Below are 24,003 nucleotides of genomic sequence, written 5' to 3'. Positions count from 1 at the left end.
AGGTCGAGCGGTACAACCGGCTGATGGTCGATGAGGTCCTCTACGCCCGCCCCTACACCTCAGAGCAAGCTCGGCGTGAGGCCCTGGCGGTGTGGGTGAACCACTACAACTACCATCGGCCTCATACCTCCTGCGGAGACGCTCCTCCGGCCTCGTTGGCACCGGCCCGAGTCAACAACGTCATGCCCTCCTACACCTAGTCTGGCTGGGATCCCCTGCCGCACAAAGGACTTCCGATGACTGGAATACCGTTTCTGCTCGTCTTCATCCTCGCCGTCGCCCTGATGATCGTCATGATCTCCAGATGGAAAATCCACCCCTTCCTCTCGATCATGGCCGTCGCCTTCGCCCTGGGGATCATCGGTGGGATCCCGCTGGTGAAGTCGACCGGAGCCGAAGGGGAAGCGCCCGTCAAGGGCATCGCCGACGTGATCGGCGAGGGATTCTCCGGGATCTTCACCTCAATCGGCATCGTCATCATCCTGGGCACGCTCATCGGACTCATCTTGGAGCGCACCGGCGGTGCCTTCAGGATCGCTGATGCGCTCGTGCGGGTCGTCGGTAAGCGCTACCCCGTCCTGGCGATGCAGCTCATGGGCTGGGTGGTCTCCATCCCCGTGTTCTGCGACTCCGGATTCGTCATTCTCAACCCCATCCGCAAGGCACTGGCCCGTCGCACCGGGGCGTCACCCGTGGCGATGACCGTGGCCCTGGCGGCAGGTCTGTACACCTCGCACGTCTTCATCCCGCCGACCCCGGGGCCCATCGCAGCCGCCCAGAACCTCGGCATCGGTGACCACCTTCTGTTGGTGATCGGCCTCGGCGTCCTCGTCTCGATCCCCGCACTCCTCGTCGCGTACCTGTACGCCCTCTACATCGGCAAGCGGGTGACCTCCCCTGAGGAGACCGGCACGGAGGATGCGGACGAGCTGGAGGCGGCCTACGACGCGCTTCGCCGGTCCTACGGGCGGATGCCTGGGACGGCTGCGTCCTTCGCGCCCATCATCGTCCCCATCCTGCTCATGGCTCTCGGCTCGCTCGCATCCGTCCTGAAGTGGACCGGCCCCGCGGGGGACTTCGCCCGATTCCTCGGCACGCCGATGATCGCGCTCGCCGTCGGCACCCTCTGTGCAGTCGGCGTGCTGTTCAGCGTGCGCCGGGGTGAGACGTTCTACGACCTGACAGAGGAGACCCTCCGGGTCGTCGGCCCCATTCTGTTCATCACGGCGGCCGGCGGTGTGCTGGGGCGCGTCATCGCCGCCACCGACCTCGTCACCTTCATCGAGAGCAACGCTGCGCAGTTGTCGGTCATCGGACTGTTCTTCCCCTTCCTCGTCTCCGCCGTCCTGAAGACCGCGCAGGGCTCCTCCACAGTGGCACTCACGACCACGTCGGCCATGGTGTTCCCGATGATGCCCGCACTGGGCTTCGAGACCCCGGTGGCCAGCGCGCTCGTGGTCATGGCCATTGCAGCCGGCGCCATGACCGTCTCCCACGCCAACGACTCGTACTTCTGGGTGGTCACCAACTTCAGCGGCATGACGCCCTCGCAGGGTTACCGCACCCAGACGATGGTCACGCTCCTGATGGGGCTCACCTCCATCGTGTTCATCTGGATCCTCGGCCTCGTCCTCATCTGACCCCGTCACCTGACCTAGGAGATCCACGCGTGCAGCGCATCATCGTCATCCCAGACTCGTTCAAGGGGGCCCTGTCGTCGCGGGAGGCGGGCTCCGCGATCGCGGCGGGTCTCGCGTCGGTCACCGACGCCGAGGTCCTCGTGGTGCCCATCGCCGACGGCGGGGAGGGCACCGTCGAGGCCTTCGTGGCTGCCGCAGGGGGCGTTTTGCGATCCGCGACAGTCTGCGGGGTGTTCTACGGCGAACGCGTGTCTGTCCACTACGGACTGATCGACCCAGACGTGGCGGTGGTGGAGACCGCCTCATGTGCCGGGCTCCCTCTCACCTCCGGACGCGAGGACACGGGACGGGCGACGACGTTCGGGATCGGCGAGCAGATCCTCGACGCCGTGTCCGCTGGCGCGCGCAGAGTCATCGTCGGGGCCGGCGGGAGCGCCACGACAGACGGCGGCACGGGCGCTGCCGCAGCCCTCGGCGTCCGGTTCCTCGACGCTGCGGGCGAGGAGTTCATCCCGACCGGCGACACCCTCACCCGGATCGCGCGGATCGACTCCGCCCCGGCACGAGACCGGCTCCGCGACGTCGACGTGGAGGTGATGTGCGACATCAGCAACCCCCTCACGGGATCGCAGGGTGCAGCCCACGTGTTCGGCCCCCAGAAGGGGGCGGATCCTGCATCAGTGGCGAGCCTGGATACCGGACTGGTCCATCTCGCGGGCATCGTCGAGCGAGACCTCGGGGTGGCGATCGACGCGCTCCCCGGTTCGGGAGCGGCGGGGGGTCTCGCCGGTGGCCTGCACGCCTTCATCGGGGCCACCTTGAAGTCGGGTATCGACGTCGTCCTCGAGACGGCGGGTTTCCACGACCTCGTGAAGACCGCTGACCTCGTCATCACCGGCGAAGGGCGCATCGACGGCCAGTCCTTGGCCGGGAAAGTGCCAATCGGCGTGGCCCAGGCCGTGCGCGCAGCCGGCCGTGCGATCCCGGTGATCGTCCTCGCCGGCTCCGTGGGCCAGGACGCGGACACCCTCTATGACGAGGGCATCACCGCGATCGTGCCCATTGGTCGCGGCCCCCAGGACCTGGCGACAGCGATCCGCCGTACGGCAGAGGACCTGACCGCGACCGCCCGCGACGTCGGGCGGCTGGTGATGGCCTGCTCCCCCGCCGGGCTCACACGGTGAGGAGGGCGAGGACGAGGACGGGAATCGGCTGGCCCTGGCCCACGGGGACACGCCTGCGCTGCGCCGGATGGCGGTGTTCGACGTGATCGTCAACAACGTCGACCGCAAGGGCGCGCGCATCCTCGCCATGCCCGGCGGGCACCGTTACGGGGTGGACCACGGGCTGACCTTCCATGTGGAGGACAAGCTGTGCACCGTGGTGTGGGGATGGATCGGTGAGGCGCTGAGCGAGGAGGAGCGCGACGGCGTCGGCCGGGTAGGCCCGGGGCTCGGCGGTGAACTGGGGCGGGGGCTGGCGGAGCTGCTCAGTGCCGAGGAGATCGGCGCCCTCGCCGGACGCTGTGCCCGGTTGCTCGACGACGGGATCTTCCCTGCCCCGAGCGGGCTGACGCCGACCGTGCCTTGGCCGCTGTTCTGAGAACCGGCGGTGAGGCGCGGCGAGCTCTGGTCTGGACGGTGCCGGCAGAAGTCCCTGCGGGACTTCAGCCCTTCGCAGCAGTGCTCCTCGCCCGGTCTTCGAGCCGGATGAGCAGGCCCCCTCCCTCCCCATCCAGCTCCTCCTTAAGGATCCGTACGCCTGTGGTCGCCCCGCTCGATCGGCCCGGCGGGCGAGGTGAAGAACCCCTACAAGCGGGGTCTGGGCATGGAGGCCGCCGCACGGCAGATCGATGCCGGCCTGCTCGTCCCAGCCTGTGCGTCGCGCGGCAAGGCACCACGAGGATGGAGTCGCGGGTTCGAACAGCCTGCGGCCCCATGGCGACCGTCACCGCAGCAGCCGAGGCTCCGCTGCAGTGCAGCACCCACCCCGCCAACTAGCGTGCTAGCATACTATCCATGGCCGAGAAGTCCCAGTTCAACGTCTATCTGCCGCGCGAGCTCGTCACACGGGTGAAGCACCGTGCCGTGGATGAGACCACCAGCCTGTCCGCCCTCGTGGAGAAGGCGCTGACCGAGTACCTGGAGAAGGAGCAGTCATGATCGTGCACCCTGTCATCACCACCCCGAATACGGAGCGGTGGATCGCCCTGCTGAAGGCGCTCGGCGCCTCGGTGTCCACACACGACGACGGCACTCACCTGGCCGAGTTCGCCGGCGGTAGGCTCTCGGTCGCCTCCGGAGAATCCCCCGGCGTGGAGTTCGGCCTCGAGGAGGTCACAGGCGAGCTGCCGGTGAAGAGCAGCTCCGTTCAGGTGGCCCCGCTGCTATGCACGCCGCAGGTCGAGGAGACCGCACAGATGCTCGCGGGCCGGGGGCTGCAGAGGCGGCTCACGTCGGACAGTGGCGACTGGGCGGACCTCGTCGGCGACGGGATCGTGGGAGTCCACATCGGCCAGGAGGAGTCCACGGTGGTGGCCTTTGAGGCCGCGGATGTGGGGTCCTTGAAGGAGCCGCTGGAGGGGGCCGGGTTCCGCGTGGCCCTCGTGGACGAGGCCTACGGTCGGACCCTGCGCGTGGAGCATCCGGACGATCCCCGCCAGGAGGCTGAGATCTGGATCAACGAGACCCAGACCGACACCTACGGGTACACGCGGCACGCGGAGGACTGAACGGAGCCTCCGCGTAAAGCCGTAGGGAGCCCTTCCTTCCCATCGAAAGCCATCAACCGCGGCGCACAACGGCCGGCCCAGTCGGCTGAGATGCGGTGGCAGGGTTCTTCGTGAGGCGCGCGCCGATCGCTCAAGCCTCCAAGGTCGCCAACCGGGTGGGAACTGGACTGCTGCGCAGATAGCTCATTTCGCATCATCACCTGATCGTGCAGCAGTCAGTCCCCCACGCCTCCTCAGCCAACGGTTCGCGGTTCAGTTGCTCGCGGCGCCTTCGCCAGTCGGGGAGTTGCCGATCCATGAGCTTCGTGAACCGTTCTCCATGTCCCCGTTCGAGGTAGTGCGTCATCTCGTGGACGACGATATATTCCAAACAGTCCGGATGCTTCTTGGCCAACTCGACGTTGAACCAGATACGCAGGGTCTCGCGGTTGCACGATCCCCACTTCGTCTTCATACGACGAATGCCCCACCTCGGTACTGACAGGCCAAGCTTGGCCTCCCACATCGCGATGACCTCGGGCAGAGCATGACGCAGCTGCTCGCGATACCAGTGATCGAGCGCGGTGCGGCGACGTTCAGAATCGGCACCGGGTGCCGCGTAGAGCACGAGGCGGTCACCGTCGACCTCGAGGTGCATCCGTCCCGGACGCTCAACGATCTTCAGACGACGCCGGATACCCCAGACATAGTGTGACTCTCCCGTGACCATCTCGCGCTCGGATTGCCGCTCGGCGTCCTTGAACTGCTGACGCTGCTGCTTGATCCACGGCAAGCGCTTGATAACGGCCAAGCGTACGGCATCGTCGCCGAGGCGAGTTGGAGCAGCCACTCGGACCCGGCCGAGTGGCGGGTAGACGCCGATGTGCAGGTTCTTGATGTCCTTATAGACAACATCAATATCGATCCCGCGGACGGTCAGGTAGGCCTTAGTGGTACTCATCGCGGGCTTTCACAAGATCGAACAGCTCCTCGAGGCGGTCAAATCCGTCAGGGAGAACCTGAGCGATGGCGCGGCGTACGACCTTTTCCTTCATGGCGTTGCCGACCCAGTTGTGTGGCTTTGAGGTCCGGACTGCGGCATCGACCTGGATTGGGTGGGCTGGGTCAGCAAACTGGAAGTCAACGAGGGCTCGCTGGGCTCCGTTGTGTACCCACTCCGGGTACGACTGGTTCGATCCCTTGCTGCCGAGTTGCTTCGCTGCATCGAGCAGTGACGCGAGGTACTGCTTGTAGTCGACTGCGGCCTTGCGGCGAGCCTCGATGATCGAGTCGAGAAGGGCACTCATCTTGTCGTAGTACGCCGGGTTGGTGGCGTGCTCATCGATGATCACCTTTCGCATGTTGTTGGTGATCGCTTCAGCGACGGCCTCGGGATCTTTCTTGATGCCGGGCGGTAGCTTATCTATGGCTCCGGCTCCGAGCTTGGCGATGAGGTCGACCAGTCCGACGTTATCGAACTCGGACACCACCTCGGAGTCATCGGCCTGGATGTATGTGTCGAGGAGATGGCGCATACCAGCTTCGTACTGTTTGAAGTCGACATCCTCACCAGCACCGAGCTTGACCTCAGCGCGCACGGCGACGAAGTGAGCGACCTCGCGCTTGATGGCCTTAGCCTCGGCGTCGGTGTAGCCGGCTTCGGTCATCTCGTTGGCGAGGTTGGCGTAGCAGCGACTGACGGCAGTGACGGCTTTGTAGAAGGCAACGCGCTTCTGCTCGTTGTTCTTCAGCAGCTTTCCGTCGCCGTCAACGGTCGCGAAGTAGCGCAAGTAGTCGACCGTGTTCTTCGGATTCGGCACCGGTTCAACGAGCGCCCGCACAGCTTCCACCGCCTCGTCCAGATCCTGGCGCGCTTTCTCAATACGGTCGGAGAGCAGACCCTCGATGTCCTTCTTCTCGTACCCGTCGAGCGCACCCGAGGTGTAGTCGGTGATCGCGTCCTCGAGGGAGTTGAACAGGTCTTGGTAGTCGACGATGTAGCCGTAGTCCTTGTCGTCGCCGTCGAGTCGGTTGACGCGGCAGATGGCTTGGAACAGCCCGTGGTCGCGCATCTTCTTGTCGATGTAGAGGTAGGTGGCGCTCGGTGCATCGAAGCCGGTCAGCAGCTTGTCGACAACGATCAGCAGGCGCATCTGGCCTGGGTTCTCGACGAACTGCTTCTTGACCGCCTTCTCGAACTCCTCGACTCGGGTGACGGCGAAGTCTTCCGACTGGTCGAAGTAGTCAGCCAGCATCTTGCGGTAGGTGTCGTACTGGCGGATCTTCTCGGTCTTACCCTCGCCGGAGTCTTCCTTGGAGATGTCGCTGGCGTTAGGCGCGTAGCTGGTCACGATGGCGCATTTGCCCTTGAAGCCACTGGCTACGAACAGGTCGTAGAACTTGCACGCTTGGTAGATGCTGGCGCCGACCAGCATGGCGTTGCCGCGCCCGTTCATCAGGCGGGGCTTGGTTTCCATGTCGAGCAGGATGTCGTCGACGATCTGCTTGGCTCGGGGCTCGCTGGAGACGACCTTCTGCATCGTGCCCCAGCGCTTCTTGAGTTCGGCCTTGCTGAGGTCGGTCATGCCCTTGGTCTTGATGTCAAACCACTGGTCGATCTTCTTCGGACTGGTCAGGTGCTGGTCGATGTTGCGGGCTTCGTAGCGCAGATCGAGCACCACGCCGTCCGCGACCGCTTCGTCGAACTTGTAGGTGTGGATGAACGAGCCGAACGTCTCGATGCTGGTGGCCTTGTCCGCCTTGAGTAGCGGCGTGCCGGTGAAGCCGATGAACATGGCGCCCGGTAGCAACTGCTTCATGGCAATGTGCATCTTGCCAGACTGGGTGCGGTGAGCTTCGTCGACGAAGACGAACAGGTTGCCCTTGGCGGAGAAGTCCTTTGGGATCGAGGCGCTCAGCTCCTTGATGAAGCCACCCGCCGCCTCGTCCTGGTCCTTGTCGCTGCCAGCGGCGCGGAACTTGTGGACGAGTGAGCAGATGAGCCACTCCTGGCTCTTGTTAAGCGTGTCGACGAGGTCCGCGCCGCTCTTGGTGCGATAGATCTGCTCGTTGACACCCTTGAAAACATCCTCGATCTGCTCGTCGAGTTCCGTGCGGTCTGTGATCAGCAGGACCCTCGCATCGTCCTGATGTTCGCGGATCCACTTGGCCAGCCAGACCATGGTCAGGCTCTTACCCGACCCCTGAGTGTGCCAGATGATGCCGCCCTCACGCGTGGCGATTCGCTCACGAGCGGCCGACACGCCGAAGAACTGGTTGTGCCGAGCCGTCTTGCGCACGCCAGCGTCGAAGACGGTGAAATCGTGGATCAGTTCGAGAAAGCGAACCTTGTTGCACAGTTGCAGCAGCGCGCGGTCAAGCGCACCAGCGACGTCGGACGGTTCCTTCCATGCCAGCCAGTACTTCTCGGGCGTATCGATGACTCCGTAGCGCAGGCCCTCGACGTCGTTACCAGCAAACACCAGTTGCACCGTCGAAAAGAACGGCCGGATGAACTGCTTGTCCTGGTTGCCGAGTGTCTGCCGAATGCCTTCTGAGACACTCACGTACGAGCGCTTCAGCTCGATGGTGGCGAAGGCGATGCCGTTGACGTAGAGCACGACGTCGGGCCGCTTGGTGTGCTGGCCGAGCACCGTGACTTCCTCGGCCACGATAAAGTGATTGGCGTTCGGATCGCTCCAGTCGATCAGCCAGACCGTGACCGTCGGGTCGCTGACGCTCGGCTTCACCTTGACGCCGTAACGCAGCAGTTCGTAGACCTTGCGGTTTGCCTCATACAGGTCGTGGCCAGCGCTGACCGCTGCGGCCTTCTTGAGTTGATCGATGGCGCGAGAGATCAGGAGGTGGGAGTAGCCGCGCGCCTTCAGGCTCTGGGTGAGCAGCGCCTCTTCGATGTTCGAGTTGCCCTGGCGATACTCCCAGTTGCCCTGGTTGTCGTACCCGAGCTGCTCCGCGAACAGCCGGACGACGCGGTCCTGTGTCTTGCGTTCGATCTGGCCGACGTTACTCATACTGATTCCTCCGTCTGAGACTGGTCAACCCACCGTGCGAGAACACTCAGCGCAGCCAGATACTCCAGCGCTTCTTGCTCTGACAGTTCCTGGTCTGACTCATGCGTCAATGGATTACGGATACCCGCAAACACGCCTTCTGCGAAGGTCATCGCACCCCGCTGGACAGATTTGTATGTGTCGCTGCCGTCGTCCTTCATTCGACGGAGCCGAGCCTTCCCGGGCTTGGCATGCTCCATCGAGAACGCCTGCTTGAACAGGTCGGTCTCGCTGACGTCGCGGCGTCCCACCTTGTTCTGAGTCTCGGCGTTCAGCTTCTTGATGGCGCCCTCGACAGCCTCACGGTAGTGCCCGGACTGCCACAACGACTTGGCACCGCTCCAGATCCACGGGTGCAGCTCAGCGGCTGACAGATCCGGGGCGTCGTCGCCGAGGTTCGCCCGCACCTCCTCAGCACGAACCAACGCCTCGCGCGCTCTGATCGACGCCTCGTAGTGAACTGACCACTTCTGGCGGTCTTTCTTCTCGATTGAGCCGCGCCAACCACCCACCACCCGGTCGAGTATCTGCTCGACAACCTGGGCCTGCTTGAGGATATCGTCCTCGGGCGCAGCAGTCTTGTAACTGTGAAAACCGATCGTGCCCGGGGGGAAGGGACATACGTCACCGAAGTGGCCTTGATGAAGTTGTCCAGTTGCTGGACCGCCCACTCGACGTTCATGACACACCCCCTGCGTCCAAGCGGGCCTGTCCGGTCAGAAGCTGTTGCATCATGCCAGTCTTGATGTCACGAGCTTTGGCCAGTCGGCGCTTTAGCAGGTCGATTTCGTCATCAGCGTCGGTCAGCACTCGCGCGATCGCACTCTGCTCGCGTCGGGACGGCATCGAGACCTCGAGGTTCTTGATGATCGTCAAATTGAGCCCTCCGCGACCTCCATCGCCCGAGGATTCACCACGCAGTTCGACGTAGCGCGCGTCAAGGTTGTAGTAAAGAAAGTCAGGGTCGTGCGTGCCGCTCGGAAGTATTCCCGCAATGGACTGATTCGTCGACAGGGCGACTCGAGATACCGCAACGGTGCCGCGGGTCTTGCCTTGGCCGGCAAGCGCCATCAGGACCGTTCCCGTGGGGAGAAGTTGGGCTGCGGACTCCGCCAATCCATCAGCGGTGATTCGGCCCTCAACCTCATAAACGCGCTTAGCGTGAATCTCGCCGGAACTCATCCAGCGTATGTCACCGCCCCAGTACCTATGTTCCCGGGTAGAGGGTGTCCCTCCCGCTTTCACCTGAGCGAAGTCCCCGATCCTGCGCAAGGCCCATTCACTTGCGAAGCCGGGGAGGCGGGTGCGGCCGGTCAAGAGTTGCTGCATCATGCCCTGCTTGATCGCCTGCTTCTTGGCGATGAGACGCTCGAGGGTGGCGATCAGATCGTCAATGTCCCATAGTGCGTCAGCGATACGCTCTTGTTCCCTCGGTGCAGTTGGGATACGGACATGCAACCCCTTCACAATGCCTGTATTCACGTTCATCTGCGATCCAGACTGCCCGGATTCGCGTAGCTTACCTTCCGACGCCTTCAACAAGTAGAGCAGAAACCGCTGATCGATCTTTAAATTTTCTAAGGCGACGAAACCGTCATGGATACAGGCCGGCACTCCTGTAATCACTGGGATACCGACAGTGGCGGCAATGCTCATGATCAACGTTCCTGGATCAAGGTAGCGGCTTCGAGCAACTCCCTCTGGCGAAAGTGCCTGAGTGGTGGCGAGGAGCGTGCGCCCGTCTGATCGGTTCACATCAGCAATTCGCACCCAACGAATGTCGCTGCCGCTGTCGAACCATCTCGACGATGCGATGGGTCGAGGAGATGCACCACGCGAGACTGATGCCAATGCGCCGATCGTAGAATCATGCCATTCGGAATCAGTGACCATCAGCCTGCAATCCCCATGTCGGACAGATGCTTTGTTACCCTGGATTCGAGCTTCGCGAGTTCGTCATCAAGAGCTCCAATTGTTGATGAATACCGTTCACCAAGCTGCTGGATCCGCGCGACGAGATCGAAGGTTAGTGCGTCTACCTCGCCAGCTACGCGACGGTTAATCGTTTTCTGCCACTTGTTGTCGAGTACGAGGGACTTGATGTCTTCCTCGGTCAGGTCACTGTACTTTTTGAGCGTGGCGGCGTCGAGCGCGACCTGAGCATCCTTGGCTGCCTTCTTAGCCGCAGCTTCGGCGTTGACGAGCTTTAGCGCTGCGTTGGCGCAAGTCAGCGTCTCAGTATCGTGGAAAGCCTTCGCGTCTTTCACGACAGCGGTGAGGAGCTGCTTGGTGTACGCACCCCTGTCGTTGGTGGCTTCGGCTAGCAATGCCTCGTCGACACCATGTTCCTCGGCGTGCTCGGTTGCAGCGGCCGACGCTGATTCGAGGTCCGCGTTGAGCGTGTCGACCTTGGCTTGCTCAGCGGCAAAGTACCGCGCCACGACCAATGCAGGCGGTATGAGATCTATCTTGTACTTCTTGGCGGTCTTGCCGGTGCCGATGGTCAGGTTAGGCTCCTCGGCGAGCTTTCGCTCCTTGTCGGCGATGGCCAGCCGTGGCTTGGCGGCGTCGAGCCATCCTTCGCTCATGATCAGCGATACATCGTCGTGCATCGTTTCGTGCCAGTAGCTCATGAGTTGCTGGTACACAGCATACTCATCGAGCAGCGCGACGGGCTTGAACCGTTTGAGAAGGTCATCGCCGAGCATGGTGATCAGGTGGTTCGGCACCGTCCCGGCGTTGATCGTTTCGAGCGCCTCGCGGTGCGTCTCGAACCACTGCACGACGTGGCCGCGCGCCCTGTCCTTGAAGCTCTTGAACTCCGCCGAGTCGAGGATCGTCTGCTGCACCTGAGCGACACCAAGCGTGAGGTCGGAGTAACCGGGGCGGTTGGCAACAAACAGCTGGTCGCGCAGCGATGGGAAGGCGTCCCAGTAGGCGCTCAGCAGGTCGAGGTCGTGGTTCGGGATGCCGCCGTGGATGTGGGCGTTGAGGTCCTGCAGGTCTTCGGGTTCGGATGAGTCGATGTAGCGCGGGATGTTGAGGTTGTAGTCGTTCTTGGGATCGGCGACCTCGGCCATCGGCACCATGCGTGAGAAGCGGTCGATCTCGACCTGACGGTTGAAGGTGTCGACAATCTTGTGGATGTCCTGGTCGCGCAGGCGGTTCTTGTTGCCGTCCTTGATGAAGCCCTTGGATGCATCGATCATGAAGACGCCGGTTCGCGCCTGGGCGTTCTCCTTGTCGAGCACAACGACACAGGCGGGGATAGGGGTGCCGTAGAACAGGTTGGCCGGCAGCCCGATGATGCCCTTGATAAAGCCCTGTTTGAGCAGCTTGGTACGGATGGCGGCCTCTGCGTTACCGCGGAACAAGACGCCGTGCGGCAGGATGATTGCCGCCTTACCACGTGACTTCAGCGAGGTCAGGGCGTGCAGCAGGAACGCGTAGTCGCCGTTCTTTTCTGGGGGAGTGCCGTACTCAAAGCGTCCGTACTCGAGGTCGAGCCCGTTGCGCCACGACTTCACCGAGAACGGAGGGTTCATGACGATGTAGTCGAAGGTGTCGAGTTGATTGCCGTGCGTAAACTGCGGACTGGTGAGAGTGTCACCCTTCTGGATGTCGGCAATCTCGTTGCCGTGCAGGATCATGTTCATCTTCGAGAGCGCCCAGGTAGCGTTGTCTTTCTCCTGGCCGTAGATGGTTATGCCACGCGGCGCCTCAGCCGCGGCCTTGAGCAGCAACGACCCCGAGCCGCAGGCCGGGTCGTAGACGGTCTCGTCTTGCTTAGTGTCCTTGCCGATGCCGACGACCTTGGCAAGGATGCGCGACACCTCAGCCGGCGTGTAGAACTGGCCTTTGCTCTTGCCTGACTCGGTGGCGAAGTGGCGCATCAAGTACTCGTAGGCGTCGCCAAGGAGGTCGTCGCCCTCGGCGCGCGAACCGCGGAAGTCGAGGTCAGCGAAGATCGTCACCAGCTTCGACAGCCGGTCGACCATCTCTTTGCCGTTGCCGAGCTTCTCGGGAGCGTTGAAGTCGGCCTGGTCGATGACGTTGCGCAGGTTGTTCGCCTCGGCGAGCTTGCCGATGATCTTGTTGAACTTGTCACCGATCTCAGCGTCGCCCTTGGCGGCGAGCATGTCGTCGAACGATCCGCCCACGGGCACCTCGATGAGGCTGTTCTTGTCGACCTTGGCCTTATCCGATACGTACTTCACGAACAACAGCGTCAGGATGTAGTCCTTGTACTGGCTCGCGTCCATTCCGCCGCGCAGCTCATCACACGACTTCCACAGAGAGCTGTAGAGGTCAGATTTCTTTAACGCCACGGTTCGCCACCCTTCATTTCGTGTTATTAAATATCGACGTGACTGATGCTGACTGAAGTACGGAGTTGTCGCCCATCACTCGGCCTTCTTGAGGACGTACAGACGGATTGTCGGCCGATACATTGGGCGACAGCCTCCCGAACGCTCGCGGGGTGGCACCTAAACGTCCCTGCGTCAGCCGGAGCACTACCGCTTGCCCCTATCGTGCGCCTGCCAATCCTCTGTCGCCACATAGCGGGGCTTACGTGCTCACCCGACTTAGGGTGCCCCAACCTCAAACGTTGAACCGGAACTCCACCACGTCGCCGTCCTTCATGACGTAGTCCTTGCCCTCCATGCGCACCTTGCCGGCGGCCTTGGCGTCGGCCATGGAGCCGGCCGCGATCAGGTCATCGAAGCTCACGATCTCTGCCTTGATGAAGCCGCGCTGGAAGTCGGTGTGGATGACGCCGGCGGCCTCCGGAGCGGTCGCACCGACGGGGATGGTCCACGCGCGAGTCTCCTTCGGCCCGGCCGTCAGGTAGGTCTGCAGGCCGAGGGTGGAGAAGCCCACACGGGCCAGCTGGTCCAGCCCTGATTCGTCCTGCCCGGCCATCTCCAGCATCTCGGCAGCCTCGTCCTCGGAGAGCTCCACGAGGTCAGACTCGAGCTTGGCGTCCAGGAACACGGCGTCGGCGGGGGCCACCAGATCGCGCAGCTCCTGCTGCCTGGCCTCGTCCCCCAGCACGCCCTCATCGGAGTTGAACACGTAGATGAACGGCTTGGCGGTGAGCAGGCTCAGCTCGCGCAGCCGGTCCATGTCCAGCTTGTCCCTGTCCTTCGCGGCGAAGATCGTCTCGCCCCGCTCCAGCACCGCGAGCGCGGCCTGGAGCGCCTCGAGGTCGGCGGGCTCCTTCTTCTTGCCCTTGACCTCCTTCTCGACGCGCGGGATCGCCTTCTCCACGGTCTGCATGTCCGCGATGATCAGCTCGGTGTTGATGGTCTCCATGTCCGAGGCCGGGTCCACCTTGCCGTCCACGTGGACGACGTCGCCGTCGTCGAACGCGCGCACCACCTGCGCGATCGCGTGGGCCTCGCGGATGTTCGCCAGGAACTGGTTGCCCAGGCCCTCCCCCTCGGAGGCGCCCTTGACGATGCCGGCGATGTCCACGAAGGACACCGTGGCCGGCAGGATCCGCTCGGATCCGAAGATCTCGGCCAGCTGCGGCAGGCGCTCGTCCGGCAGGTTCACCACGCCCACGTTCGGCTCGATCGTCGCGAACGGGTAGTTCGCCGCGAGCACGGTCTGGCGCGTCAGCGCGTTGAACAGGGTCGACTTGCCCACGTTGGGCAGTCCCACGAATCCGATAGTCAAAGCCACAGTCCGGCAGTCTACCGGCGGGCCCACCGCAGCGGAGGCGTCCCGCACCGGCCCCGTTCCGTGGGCAGAACCGGCAGCCCCGCCCGCTCCGTGGGCAGAAAGCGCGCTCTCCCCTGTTCCGGGGGCAGAACCGGCAGGGTTTTCGCTTCCGGGGGCAGAAACCTTCGCTCTCCTGCCCACGGAACCCAGAGGCCCAGCGGCCACGGGGCCCGGCAGCCCCAGCCCCCGCCCCCACGCGCCCACGGAACCCAGAGACCCTCACCGCCCAGCACGCATCCCCGCCCAGATGACCGATCCGTCGGGTGGACGGGCCGCCCAGACCCCGTCGAGAGTAAGCACACCTGTGTCTGCCGACCAGAGGACGACAGCCGCGACCGCAGGGCCACCGGGTCCACCCCACGCCAAGGTCCGCGGCACCGTGCGCCTGCGCTCCAACGACTACCGGGACAAGCCGGCCGTGGACCCGCGCTACTTCACCGACCCGGAGGGCCATGACATGGCCGTCGCGGTGGCCGGCATCCGGCTGGCCCGGGAGATCGTCTCCCAGCCGGCCACGGCGGCGTGGGCGGGGCGCGAACTGGCCCCGGGCGTGGACGTGCAGACCGATGAGGAGATCGCCGACTACGTGAAGCGGACCCACAACACCGTGTACCACCCGGTGGGCTCGGTGCGCATGGGCACCGACGACGACCCCATGAGTCCCCTGGACGCCCGCCTGCGGGTCAAGGGTGTGACGGGCCTGCGCGTGGCCGACGCCTCCGTGATGCCCGAGCACGTGACCGTGAACCCCAACATCACGTGCTTCATGATCGGTGAGAAGGCAGCGCAGCTGATCCTGGCCGACCGCGCCTGACCACCACGCAGATGCGGCGGGCCCCGGGGGGGCCCGCCGCATCTGCGTTCGGGGGGCGGGCCGCGCGCCGGTCACGCCGGCCGCGGCTCCGTCAGAGGACGATCACTCGCCGGTGGCCTCGACGGCGGAGCCCTCCACTGCCTCACCCTCTACGGCCTCGCCCTCCACCTGGGCGGCGGAGCCGGTGTGCTTGACCTGGATCTTGCGCGGCTTGGCCTGCTCGGCCACCGGGATGGTCAGCAGCAGCACGCCGTCGCTGTAGTCGGCCTCGATCTTGTCCAGGGCCAGGCCCTGGCCGAGGTTGAGCTGGCGGGCGAAGGTGCCGGCCGGACGCTCCTTGGTGAGCCAGCGACGGTCCTCCCCGGCGGGGGCCTCCTTGCGCTCGGCGCGGACGGTGAGCGTGCGCTCCTCGACGTCCACGTCGATCGAGCTCGGGTCCACGCCCGGCAGCTCCACCTCGGCGACGAACACGTCGCCCTCGCGGTAGAGGTTCATGGGCATGGAGGCGGCGCCGGAGGTGCGGGCGAAGCCGGTCATCAGGCGCTCCATCTCGCGGAACGGATCAATGGGACGAGCCATGGTCGATCACTCCTCATGCAGGGCGGGCCGCTCCGGTTGAGCGGCGACTGTCCTGTGCAACGCCGTCCCCCCACGGGGTATTCCACGGAGTTGAGTCAGTCCCGCTCAACCCTGTCCAGGGCGGTCCGGAACGCCGTCTCCGCCTCCTTCCCGTAGGGCACGAACAGCACCTCGTCCACGGTGCCGCCCACCTCGTCCGCCATCGCGTGGCAGGTCTCGACGGCGATCCGCGCCGCGTCCTCCATGGGCCACCCGTAGATCCCCGCGGAGATCGCCGGGAACGCGACCGTCCGGGCGCCGAGCCCGGCCGCCACCTTCAGGGACTCGCGGTAGCACGAGGCGAGGGTGTCGGACTTGTCGATCGTCTTGGCCCACACCGGGCCCACGGTGTGGATGACCCAGCGCGCGGGCAGGCGCCCCGCCGTCGTCGCCACGGCCTGCCCGGCGGGCAGCCCCTCCGGCAGGTCGGTCTCGCGCAAGCGGCGGCACTCGGCCAGGATCTCGGGACCGCCGCGCCGATGGATGGCGCCGTCCACGCCTCCGCCGCCGAGCAGGGTGGAGTTGGCGGCGTTGACGACGGCGTCCGCGTGCGTGGCCGTGATGTCCCCGGGGGCGATGGTGAGCTGCATGGGCTCACGCTAGGCGCGGGTGGGCGCCGTCGGACAGGGCCGGTAGCCTCGGCCCCATGAGCACCCCGACGCCCACCGGACCGACCCCCACGCCTCCCGGCGGCGAGCTGCTGCCGCTGATCAGCCTCGCGGTGGAGCACGTGTTCGACACGCTCGGCCGGCAGCCCGTGTTCGCCCCCACGATCCTCGCCGTCACCGCCGACGGCCAGCGCGGCATGTGGGAGCACCCGGACCTCGAGCCCGAGCAGGCGGCCGCCACGGTCGCGAAGATCAGCCCGCGCCCCACGCGGGCGGTGGCGGTGTTCGACGGCGAGATCGAGACGGCCGACGGGCCCCGCCCGGCCGTCGCGGTGGAGGCCTTCGACGCCGCCGCCCTGGCCTCGACCCGCATGGTCTTCCCGTATCTGCCCGGCGTGGCCGCGGCGGGCATCGCCGCCCGCGTCGACGGCGACCCGCAGGTCGTGGCCAACGGCCCCAACCCGCTCTTCGGCTGAGCCGCCCACCACGACGACGGCGCGCCGCCGCCTAACGTGTCCCTGCGGCCTGCGAGGGTGGGGGCATGGAGATCCTCAGCCTGCTGCTCGCCCTCATCCTCGGACTCGTGCTGGGTGCCCTGGTGGGCGCGTGGCTCATGTGGCGCCGGGCGGCCGGCGGCGGTGAGGAGGCCCGCCGGGCCCAGGCCGAGCTGGCCGCGCTGCGCACCGAGCACCAGGGGGCGCGAGAAGAGCTCGCGGCCGCCCGGGCGGAGCAGCGCGCGCTCACGGCCGCGCGCGCCGAGGACGCCGAACGCCAACGCGCGGAGTCCCAGGTGATGTCCACGCTCGCCCCGCTGGGCCAGCGGCTGGCGGCGCTCCAGGAGCAGGTGAGCGTGCTGGAACGGGATCGGGCGTCCCAGTTCGGCCGGCTCGGGGAGCAGCTCCGCGCCGCCGCGGCCACGGACCGTGACCTGCTGAACCAGACCACGTCGCTCATGGCCACCCTCAAGTCCACCTCCGCGCGGGGCCACTGGGGCGAGGCGCAGCTGCGGCGGGTCGTGGAGGCGGCGGGCATGCTCCACCACGTGGACTTCACGGAGCAGGCCACGCTGTCCGGCAAGGACGGCGAGCGCCTCCGCCCGGACCTCGTGGTGTCCCTGCCCGGCGGCAAGGCCATGGCCGTGGACGCCAAGGCCCCCATCGGGGACGCGCTGGCCGCCGAGGCCCTCGCGGACGAGCCCGGCGAGGAGGCGTACGAGCGGCGCCAGGCGCTGGCCGCCCAGCACGCCGCGGCCGTGCGCCGCCACGTGGACCAGCTCTCCGCGAAGTCCTACTGGGCCGGCCTCGAGCACTCCCCCGAGCTGGTCCTGTGCTTCCTGCCCGCCGAGTCGCTCCTGGCCGCGGCCCTGGACGCGGACCCCGGGCTGCTGGACCACGCGTTCTCGCGGAACGTCGCGCTCGTCGCCCCCGTCTCCCTCCTGACCGCCCTGAAGTCCGTGGCCTACGCGTGGCGGCAGGACACCCTGGCCGAGAACGCCCACACTGTGGTGGCCAGCGCGAAGGACCTCTACGAGCGCCTCGGCACGCTCGGCACCCACCTGGACCGCATGGGCGGCTCCCTCAAGACCGCCGTGGACCGCTACAACCAGCTCGTCGGCAACGTCGAGTCGCGCGTGCTCCCCGCCGCCCGGCGCCTCCGCGACGCCGACCCGGGCCTGGCCCCCACGCCGGACATCCGCACGCTCGAGTCCGCGCCCCGGCCCCTGGCCGCCCCGGAACTGGTCGCGGGCGTGGAGGAGGACGAGCTGCGCCGTCGTCGGGCGGAGTCGACGCGGGAGGCGTGAACGGGGCCGGGCGGATGGGCCGTCGCGGCCCCGACGTCGTCTTTCCGTGTCCCAGGCCACTTGCTACCGTGAAACTCACAGAGAATTGCCAGGCCGCGCCGAGGGCCTGACTTGATGAGGAGGCCCCGTGGAGTCCCGATCGACCCCCCCGCCGAGCAACGTCAACGAGCACGTCTCCCGCTTCAACCCCCGGGCGGCCGCCCAGGAGTTCGAACACGAGCTCTCCCCGGGCATGCGTGACGAGCCGCTGACCGGCGGCGAGAACGTCAAGCGCATCATCGGCCTCGTGGCCGGCCCCCTGCTCGCCGTCGCCCTGTTCCTGCTGATGCCGGGCGACCTCGGCGTCTGGCCCCGCCTCGTCGCCGCCACCGCCGTGCTCATGGCCGTGTGGTGGATGACCGAGGCCCTGCCCATCCCCGCCACCGCCCTGCTGCCGCTCGTCGTCTTCCCGCTCGGCGTGCCCGCCGAGGAGTCCGACGGCGGCATCACCTTCGACGCCGTCGGCGCGAGCTACGGCAACAACATCATCTTCCTGTTCATGGGCGGCTTCATGCTCGCCCTGGCCATGCAGCGCTGGAACCTGCACCGGCGCATCGCGCTCGGCGTCCTGAAGTTCATGGGCGCCAGGACCGTGAACCTCGTCCTGGGCTTCATGATCGCCACCGGGTTCATCTCCATGTGGGTGTCCAACACCGCCACCGCCGTGATGATGCTCCCCATCGGCGTGTCCATCCTCGTGCTCGTCCAGCGCTACGGCACGGACGGCGCCCTGGCCGCGGACGAGGCAGCCGATCAGGCCGACCGCCCCGCCGCGCCCGCATCCACGTCCGGCGAGGCCCCCACGCAAGCCGAGATCCGCTCCCTCACGAAGTCGAACTTCGGCACCGCGCTCATGCTCGGCATCGCCTACGCCGCGTCCATCGGCTCGCTCGGCACCATCATCGGCACCCCGCCCAACACCCTGCTCGCGGGCCACATGGCCGCCGAGCACGGCGTGGAGATCGGCTTCGGCCAGTGGATGCTGGTCGGCGTGCCGATCGCCGTCGTGCTGCTCTTCGCGTGCTGGTTCCTGCTCACCCGCGTGCTGTTCCGCCCGGAGATCGACGAGGTCCCCGGCGGCCGCGACCTGATCGCCACCGAGCTGGCCCGCCTCGGCCGCATGAGCGCCCCCGAGGCCAAGGTCCTCGCCGTCTTCATCCTCGCCGCGCTGGCCTGGATCACCGTGCCGCTGATCTCCGAGTACGTCCTGGACCTGGAGTCCCCGCTGCTCTCGGACGCGGCCATCGCCATCGTCGTCGGACTCATCCTGTTCCTCCTGCCGGCCGGTGGCGGGGCCGGGCGCGGCGTGCGCCTCCTCGACTGGGAGGCCGCGAAGGACCTGCCGTGGGGCGTGCTCCTGCTGTTCGGCGGCGGCCTGGCCCTGTCCGGTCAGTTCTCCAAGTCGGGCCTGTCCACGTGGCTCGGTGAGCAGGTCAAGGGCTTCGGTGACATCCCCGTGTGGGTGCTCGTGGTGATCGCCTCCGTCGGCATCCTGCTGCTGACCGAGATGACCTCGAACACGGCCACCGCGGCCACGTTCCTGCCGGTCGCCTCCGGCGTGGCCCTGGGCACCGGCGTCGCCCCGCTCATGCTGGCCGCGCCCGTCGCCCTCGCCGCGACCTGCGCGTTCATGCTGCCCGTGGCCACCCCGCCGAACGCCATCGCGTACGGCTCCGGCTACGTGACCATCGGCCAGATGGTGAAGGGCGGCGTGTGGCTGAACATCATCGCCGTCGTGCTGATCTCCATCGCGTCGATGACCCTGCTCGTCTGGGTCTTCGGGCTCTGAGTCCCTGACCACCCGCCGGCCCGGAACGCCGAGGCCCGGGCACGCCGAGGCCCGCAGACGCGCCGCTACGCCGGCGTCGTGACGGCGAGTCTGCGGGCCTCAGCGAGGGGAGACGAGGGGCGCGGTCAGGCCTCGGCGTCGCGACGGCGTCCGCCGAGCGAGCGGGACTCGTCGCCCACCCGCTTGAGTTCGGCGCGCAGCTCCTTGGGCAGGGAGAAGATGATGTCCTCCTCGGCAGTCACCACCTCGTCCACCTGCCCGTAGCCGTACTCGGCCAGCAGCGCGAGCACCTCCTGGACCAGCACCTCGGGCACGGACGCGCCCGAGGACAGGCCCACGGTGGCCACGCCCTCGAACCAGGACTCGTCCACCTGGTTGGCGAAGTCCACGCGCTCGGCGCGGGAGGCCCCGTACTCCGCGGCGACCTCCTTGAGGCGCACCGAGTTCGAGGAGTTCGCCGAGCCCACGATGATCACCAGGTCGCACTCCGGCGAGATCGACTTGATGGCCGCCTGCCGGTTGGAGGTGGCGTAGCAGATGTCGTCCGAGGGCGGGTCCTGCAGGTTCGGGAACCGCTCGCGCAGCACGGAGACGATCTCGAGGGTCTCGTCCACGGAGAGCGTGGTCTGGGAGAGCCAGATCAGGTTGTCCGGGTCCTCCACCTGGACGGTGCGGGCCTCGGCGACGTCGTTGATCACCGTGGTGTGCTCGGGCGCCTCGCCGAACGTGCCCTCGACCTCCTCGTGGCCCTCGTGGCCGATCAACAGGATCTGCTTGTCCTGCTTGGCGAAGCGCACGGCCTCGCGGTGCACCTTGGTCACGAGCGGGCACGTGGCGTCGATGGTGCGCAGGTTGCGCTGGGCGGCCTCCTCGACGACGGCCGGGGACACGCCGTGCGCGGAGAACACGGTCAGGGCGCCCTCGGGCACCTCGTCCAGCTCGTCGACGAACACCACGCCGCGCTCGGTCAGGGTGTCCACGACGTGCCGGTTGTGGACGATCTCCTTGCGCACATACACGGGGGCGCCGTGGTGCTCGAGGGCCTTCTCGACGGCGACGACGGCGCGGTCCACACCGGCGCAGTAGCCACGGGGGGCGGCCAGCAGCACGCGCTTCTCACCGGGCACGGGCGCGGCCGCCTCCACCTCCTCACGGGAACGACGAACGCGCGGGACCTGCGGCATCCCGAGGCCGACGGCGGACGGACGGGCGGAGACGGAGGGAGCGGACATGCCCTCCATGCTATCGGCCGGGGCGCCGACCCGGCCCGGGCTTCGCCGCGGGCTCAGCGCGACGTGACGTCGGCCGCGGTGTGGGAGCGGCCCGCCGCCTGAGAACCGCCGGCCCGGCCGGCACGGACCCGGTCACGCCGAGCGACCCACAGCTCCGCCAGGGCCAGCAGCAGGCCCGCGGCCAGCACGATCCAGCCCAGGGTGGTCAGGGTCTGGGGGTAGGGGGCGACGGCGGCCGCGAACGCCGGGCCCGCGGCCTCCTCCATCTGCTGGACGAACGCGGCCACCCCCGGGGAGGCCCCCTCGGGCGCCGTGAGGTGGATCGCGTCCGGACCCAGGCGGGCGCCGCCGATCAGCCCGCCGGCCAGGGCGACCGCACCCGCCACGGCCAGGGCGAGGCCCCGCCGTCGTCGGGGGGCGAGCAGCAGGGCGCCCACGAGCACCAGCACGGAGGCGGCGGCGGCCCAGCGCCAGTGCGCGGAGGCGTCCACCCAGCGGTGCACGGTGGCCCGATCCGTGCCGGCCAGGGCGTCGATGCGCGCGTCCATGCGCAGCGCGGTGCTGTCCCGCAGCTGCGCGGCGCGGTCGTACAGGGGCGCCAGCAGGGTGTCCGCGGCCCAGTCGCCGACGTCCGCGCCCACGATCGTCTCCAGCAGCGTCTGCCCGGGCAGGTCGAACCGGTCCTCGCGCAGGTCACGTTCGATGTCGCCCAGGGCGGCGGTGATCCCGGACTGCGCGACGGGACCGAACGGGATGGTCACGTCCGCGCCCGAGCCGGGCTCGTCCGCGCCCTCCGGGTCCTCGAGCTGGGCGAGCCAGGCGCGCCGGGCCTCGTCGGCGGTGTCGGACCAGCCCTGCACCACCTGCGGGTCGTCCGCCACGCGCTGGGCCAGTGGGCGCAGCAGGTCCTCGGCCGTCTGGGCCAGCGGGCCCGGCACCTGCTCGGGGACGGCGTCGTGCACGACGTCGTCGATCACCCCCGGCACGGCGGCGCGGACCTCGGGGTCCACCGCGACCTGCTCCGTCACCCCGCGCAGCAGCTCCGGGCGGTGCGTCGCCTCGTCGACGAGGGCGCCGGCCGTCGCGAGCGCCGCCAGCAGGCCCGCGAGGGCCGCGACGAGGAAGCTGAGGGTGGTGCGCATGAGGTCCTTTCCGTTCCGTTCCGACCCCGTCGAGCGTACTGATCCCGGCCGGATGTTCCCCGGTCTGAGCGCCCCGACCGGGCCGGCGGCGGGTCCGGGGGACGCCCGGGTTCCGTCTTGCGCGTCCGGCGAGGGCGGTACGGTGGGCCCGTGCCCGGGCGGACCGGGCGCGGACAGGAGGGACCCGGATGGACCAGCCCCTGACCGAGGGCGCCCCGGCGGCGTCGGACGTGCCCGTCTCGGCGCCCGCCCGCGCGGGCGAGACCTCCGCCGAGCGGCCGTGGCCCCTGCGGCGGCTCTCCGAGAACCTCAAGGCCCACATCGAGCGCGCCCCCGCCACGTGGATCGAGGGCCAGCTCATCGAGTTCAAGAACAACCGCGGCAACGTCTACATGACCATGCGGGACCTCGAGGAGGAGGTCTCCCTGCCGCTCACCGCCTGGCGGAACGTCGCCATGACCCTGGACGGGACCGTCCAGCAGGGCTCCCGCGTGGTGGCGCGCGTGAAGCCGAACTTCTGGCTCAAGGCCGGGCGGCTGTCCATGAACGTGCAGGAGATGCGCCCGGTCGGCCTCGGTGATCTGCTGGCCCGCGTGGAGCTGCTGCGCCGGGCCCTCGCCGAGGAGGGGCTCACCTCCCCCGCACGCAAGCGTCCCCTGCCCCTGCTCCCCCATCGGATCGGGCTCATCACCGGCCGCGACTCGGATGCGAAGAAGGACGTGCTGCGCAACACCCTGCTGCGCTGGCCCGCCGCCGAGTTCGAGATCCGTGAGGTCGCCGTGCAGGGCGCCGAGGCCCCGCGGCAGGTGGCCGCCGCGCTCGCCGAACTCGACGCCGACCCGGCCGTGGACGTCATCGTCATCGCCCGCGGCGGCGGCGCGCTCGAGGAGGTCGTGCTCCCCTTCTCGGACGAGGCACTGGTGCGCGCCGTGGCGGCGGCGCGCACGCCCGTCGTCTCGGCGATCGGCCACGAGGCGGACCGCCCGGTCCTCGACGACGTCGCCGACCTGCGCGCCTCCACGCCCACGGACGCGGCCAAACGGATCGTCCCGGACGCGGCCCAGGAGGCCGCCGGGCTCGCCGACGCGCGCCTGCGGCTGGCCGCGGCCGTCGAGCGCCGCGTGCACGCCGAGGCCGAGGGGCTCTCGGCCCTGCGCTCCCGGCCCGTGCTGGCCCGCCCGCACGTGATGGTGGACTCCCGGCAGGAGGAGATGGACCGGTGGCGCGAGCGCGGCCGGTCCGCCCTGGGCCATCGGCTCGTCCGGGAGGAGGACGCCCTCACGCAGCTGCGCGCCCGCGTGCGTGCCCTGTCCCCGCAGCGCACCCTGGACCGCGGCTACGCCGTGGTCCAGCACGCCGGACAGGTCGTGCGCGAGGCGGACCAGGTCGCCACGGACGACCGACTCGACATCCTCGTGGCGGCCGGGCGGATCGCCGCGGACGTCGTCGCGACGCATCGGCCCACCCCGACCCCATCCCACGAGAGGACACGACAGGCATGAGTGAACAGGGCATGGAGCAGACGCAGGACCCGGGCCGCCCCAGCGGCGTGGAGGGCTTCACCTCCGCGGACGTCTCGGACGTGGCCCGGATGAGCTACGAGCAGGCGCGCGCCGAGCTGATGGAGACCGTGGGGAGGCTGGAGGCCGGTGGCGCCGGCCTCGAGGAGTCCCTGGCCCTGTGGGAACGCGGGGAGGCGCTGGCCGACCGCTGCCAGGCCTGGCTGGACGGCGCCCGCGCCCGCCTCGACCAGGTGCGCGGCGAGGCCGCCCCCGACGTCGACTGACCACGCCCCCCCCCCACTTTCGTTCGG

General features: G+C 67.6%; 20 protein-coding genes and 2 pseudogenes. 12 read left to right on the top strand and 10 right to left on the bottom strand.

Annotated features, from left to right (window positions below):
* From NR073_RS05700 to NR073_RS05675, 6 genes and pseudogenes are all read left to right on the top strand, one after another.
* A partial coding sequence (locus tag NR073_RS05700) for an integrase core domain-containing protein (protein ID WP_256748676.1) occupies positions 1–200 on the top strand: 200 nt, incomplete at its 5' end.
* A gap of 36 nt (positions 201–236) precedes the next feature.
* On the top strand, positions 237–1,640 hold the full coding sequence (locus tag NR073_RS05695; protein WP_256748675.1) for a GntP family permease: 1,404 nt from the start codon (positions 237–239) through the stop codon (positions 1,638–1,640).
* A 29-nt stretch (positions 1,641–1,669) separates the two neighbouring features.
* On the top strand, positions 1,670–2,824 hold the full coding sequence (locus NR073_RS05690; RefSeq protein WP_256748674.1) for a glycerate kinase: 1,155 nt from the start codon (positions 1,670–1,672) through the stop codon (positions 2,822–2,824).
* 1 nt (position 2,825) lies between these two features.
* Positions 2,826–3,242, top strand: a pseudogene (locus NR073_RS05685) (phosphatidylinositol kinase); the annotation flags it as partial.
* Positions 3,243–3,658: 416 nt separating this feature from the next.
* Entirely contained in the window at positions 3,659–3,802 is a 144-nt protein-coding gene (locus NR073_RS05680; RefSeq protein WP_256748673.1) for a ribbon-helix-helix protein, CopG family, read from the top strand.
* The gene (locus NR073_RS05675) at positions 3,799–4,371 is read left to right on the top strand and encodes a hypothetical protein (RefSeq protein ID WP_256748672.1); all 573 of its coding nucleotides are present in this window, start codon (positions 3,799–3,801) and stop codon (positions 4,369–4,371) included. The genes NR073_RS05680 and NR073_RS05675 overlap by 4 nt, the downstream gene beginning before the upstream one ends.
* A gap of 196 nt (positions 4,372–4,567) precedes the next feature.
* Here the strand turns inward: NR073_RS05675 and NR073_RS05670 are convergent, their stop codons facing one another.
* From NR073_RS05670 to ychF, 6 genes are all read right to left on the bottom strand, one after another.
* Positions 4,568–5,311, bottom strand: coding sequence for a M48 family metallopeptidase (locus NR073_RS05670; RefSeq protein ID WP_256748671.1), 744 nt, complete (start codon positions 5,309–5,311; stop codon positions 4,568–4,570).
* On the bottom strand, positions 5,298–8,381 hold the full coding sequence (locus NR073_RS05665; protein ID WP_256748670.1) for a type I restriction endonuclease subunit R: 3,084 nt from the start codon (positions 8,379–8,381) through the stop codon (positions 5,298–5,300). Before NR073_RS05665 ends, NR073_RS05670 begins: the two co-directional genes overlap by 14 nt.
* Positions 8,378–9,091, bottom strand: coding sequence for a TIGR02391 family protein (locus tag NR073_RS11345; protein WP_256748669.1), 714 nt, complete (start codon positions 9,089–9,091; stop codon positions 8,378–8,380). Before NR073_RS11345 ends, NR073_RS05665 begins: the two co-directional genes overlap by 4 nt.
* Before the next feature lie 7 nt (positions 9,092–9,098).
* A complete protein-coding gene (locus NR073_RS05655; RefSeq protein WP_256748668.1) occupies positions 9,099–10,313 on the bottom strand; it encodes a restriction endonuclease subunit S in 1,215 nt (404 codons plus the stop codon).
* Positions 10,313–12,748, bottom strand: a complete 2,436-nt coding sequence (locus NR073_RS05650; protein ID WP_256748667.1) for a type I restriction-modification system subunit M — start codon at positions 12,746–12,748, stop codon at positions 10,313–10,315. Before NR073_RS05650 ends, NR073_RS05655 begins: the two co-directional genes overlap by 1 nt.
* A gap of 274 nt (positions 12,749–13,022) precedes the next feature.
* Complete coding sequence (gene ychF, locus NR073_RS05645) at positions 13,023–14,108, bottom strand: redox-regulated ATPase YchF (RefSeq protein ID WP_256748666.1); 1,086 nt, start codon at positions 14,106–14,108, stop codon at positions 13,023–13,025.
* A gap of 397 nt (positions 14,109–14,505) precedes the next feature.
* On the opposite strand from ychF, the pseudogene NR073_RS05640 reads away from it, so the two are divergent.
* Positions 14,506–14,961: pseudogene (locus NR073_RS05640) on the top strand (GMC oxidoreductase); the annotation flags it as partial.
* 102 nt (positions 14,962–15,063) lie between these two features.
* Here the strand turns inward: NR073_RS05640 and NR073_RS05635 are convergent.
* Both NR073_RS05635 and NR073_RS05630 read right to left on the bottom strand, forming a co-directional pair.
* Positions 15,064–15,540: an Hsp20/alpha crystallin family protein gene (locus tag NR073_RS05635; RefSeq protein WP_256748665.1), complete on the bottom strand. Its 477-nt coding sequence runs from the start codon at positions 15,538–15,540 to the stop codon at positions 15,064–15,066.
* Between the two features lie 95 nt (positions 15,541–15,635).
* Positions 15,636–16,169, bottom strand: a complete 534-nt coding sequence (locus tag NR073_RS05630; protein ID WP_256748664.1) for an O-acetyl-ADP-ribose deacetylase — start codon at positions 16,167–16,169, stop codon at positions 15,636–15,638.
* Positions 16,170–16,225: 56 nt separating this feature from the next.
* On the opposite strand from NR073_RS05630, the gene NR073_RS05625 reads away from it, so the two are divergent.
* The 3 genes from NR073_RS05625 to NR073_RS05615 all read left to right on the top strand — a co-directional run bounded on the left by NR073_RS05625 (position 16,226) and on the right by NR073_RS05615 (position 19,816).
* A complete protein-coding gene (locus NR073_RS05625; protein ID WP_044658983.1) occupies positions 16,226–16,663 on the top strand; it encodes a hypothetical protein in 438 nt (145 codons plus the stop codon).
* A 65-nt stretch (positions 16,664–16,728) separates the two neighbouring features.
* Complete coding sequence (rmuC, locus tag NR073_RS05620) at positions 16,729–17,988, top strand: DNA recombination protein RmuC (RefSeq protein ID WP_255842678.1); 1,260 nt, start codon at positions 16,729–16,731, stop codon at positions 17,986–17,988.
* A 127-nt stretch (positions 17,989–18,115) separates the two neighbouring features.
* Positions 18,116–19,816, top strand: a complete 1,701-nt coding sequence (locus tag NR073_RS05615; protein ID WP_256748663.1) for a DASS family sodium-coupled anion symporter — start codon at positions 18,116–18,118, stop codon at positions 19,814–19,816.
* A gap of 125 nt (positions 19,817–19,941) precedes the next feature.
* On the opposite strand, the gene NR073_RS05610 is transcribed toward NR073_RS05615, so the two are convergent.
* Positions 19,942–21,048: a 4-hydroxy-3-methylbut-2-enyl diphosphate reductase gene (locus NR073_RS05610; protein WP_256748662.1), complete on the bottom strand. Its 1,107-nt coding sequence runs from the start codon at positions 21,046–21,048 to the stop codon at positions 19,942–19,944.
* Between the two features lie 53 nt (positions 21,049–21,101).
* On the bottom strand, positions 21,102–22,190 hold the full coding sequence (locus NR073_RS05605; RefSeq protein WP_256748661.1) for a hypothetical protein: 1,089 nt from the start codon (positions 22,188–22,190) through the stop codon (positions 21,102–21,104).
* Positions 22,191–22,378: 188 nt separating this feature from the next.
* Here NR073_RS05605 and xseA point away from each other — a divergent pair, with 188 nt between their 5' ends.
* A complete protein-coding gene (xseA, locus tag NR073_RS05600; protein ID WP_256748660.1) occupies positions 22,379–23,692 on the top strand; it encodes an exodeoxyribonuclease VII large subunit in 1,314 nt (437 codons plus the stop codon).
* On the top strand, positions 23,689–23,976 hold the full coding sequence (locus NR073_RS05595; protein WP_043281217.1) for an exodeoxyribonuclease VII small subunit: 288 nt from the start codon (positions 23,689–23,691) through the stop codon (positions 23,974–23,976). The genes xseA and NR073_RS05595 overlap by 4 nt, the downstream gene beginning before the upstream one ends.
* The last annotated feature ends 27 nt before the right edge of the window (positions 23,977–24,003 follow it).

It is taken from the genome of Micrococcus sp. Mcc28, assembly GCF_024519775.1.
Lineage (GTDB): Bacteria > Actinomycetota > Actinomycetes > Actinomycetales > Micrococcaceae > Micrococcus > Micrococcus luteus.
The sequence above is the reverse complement of the archived record's forward strand: the minus strand, read 5'-3'. Positions and strand labels throughout refer to the sequence as shown.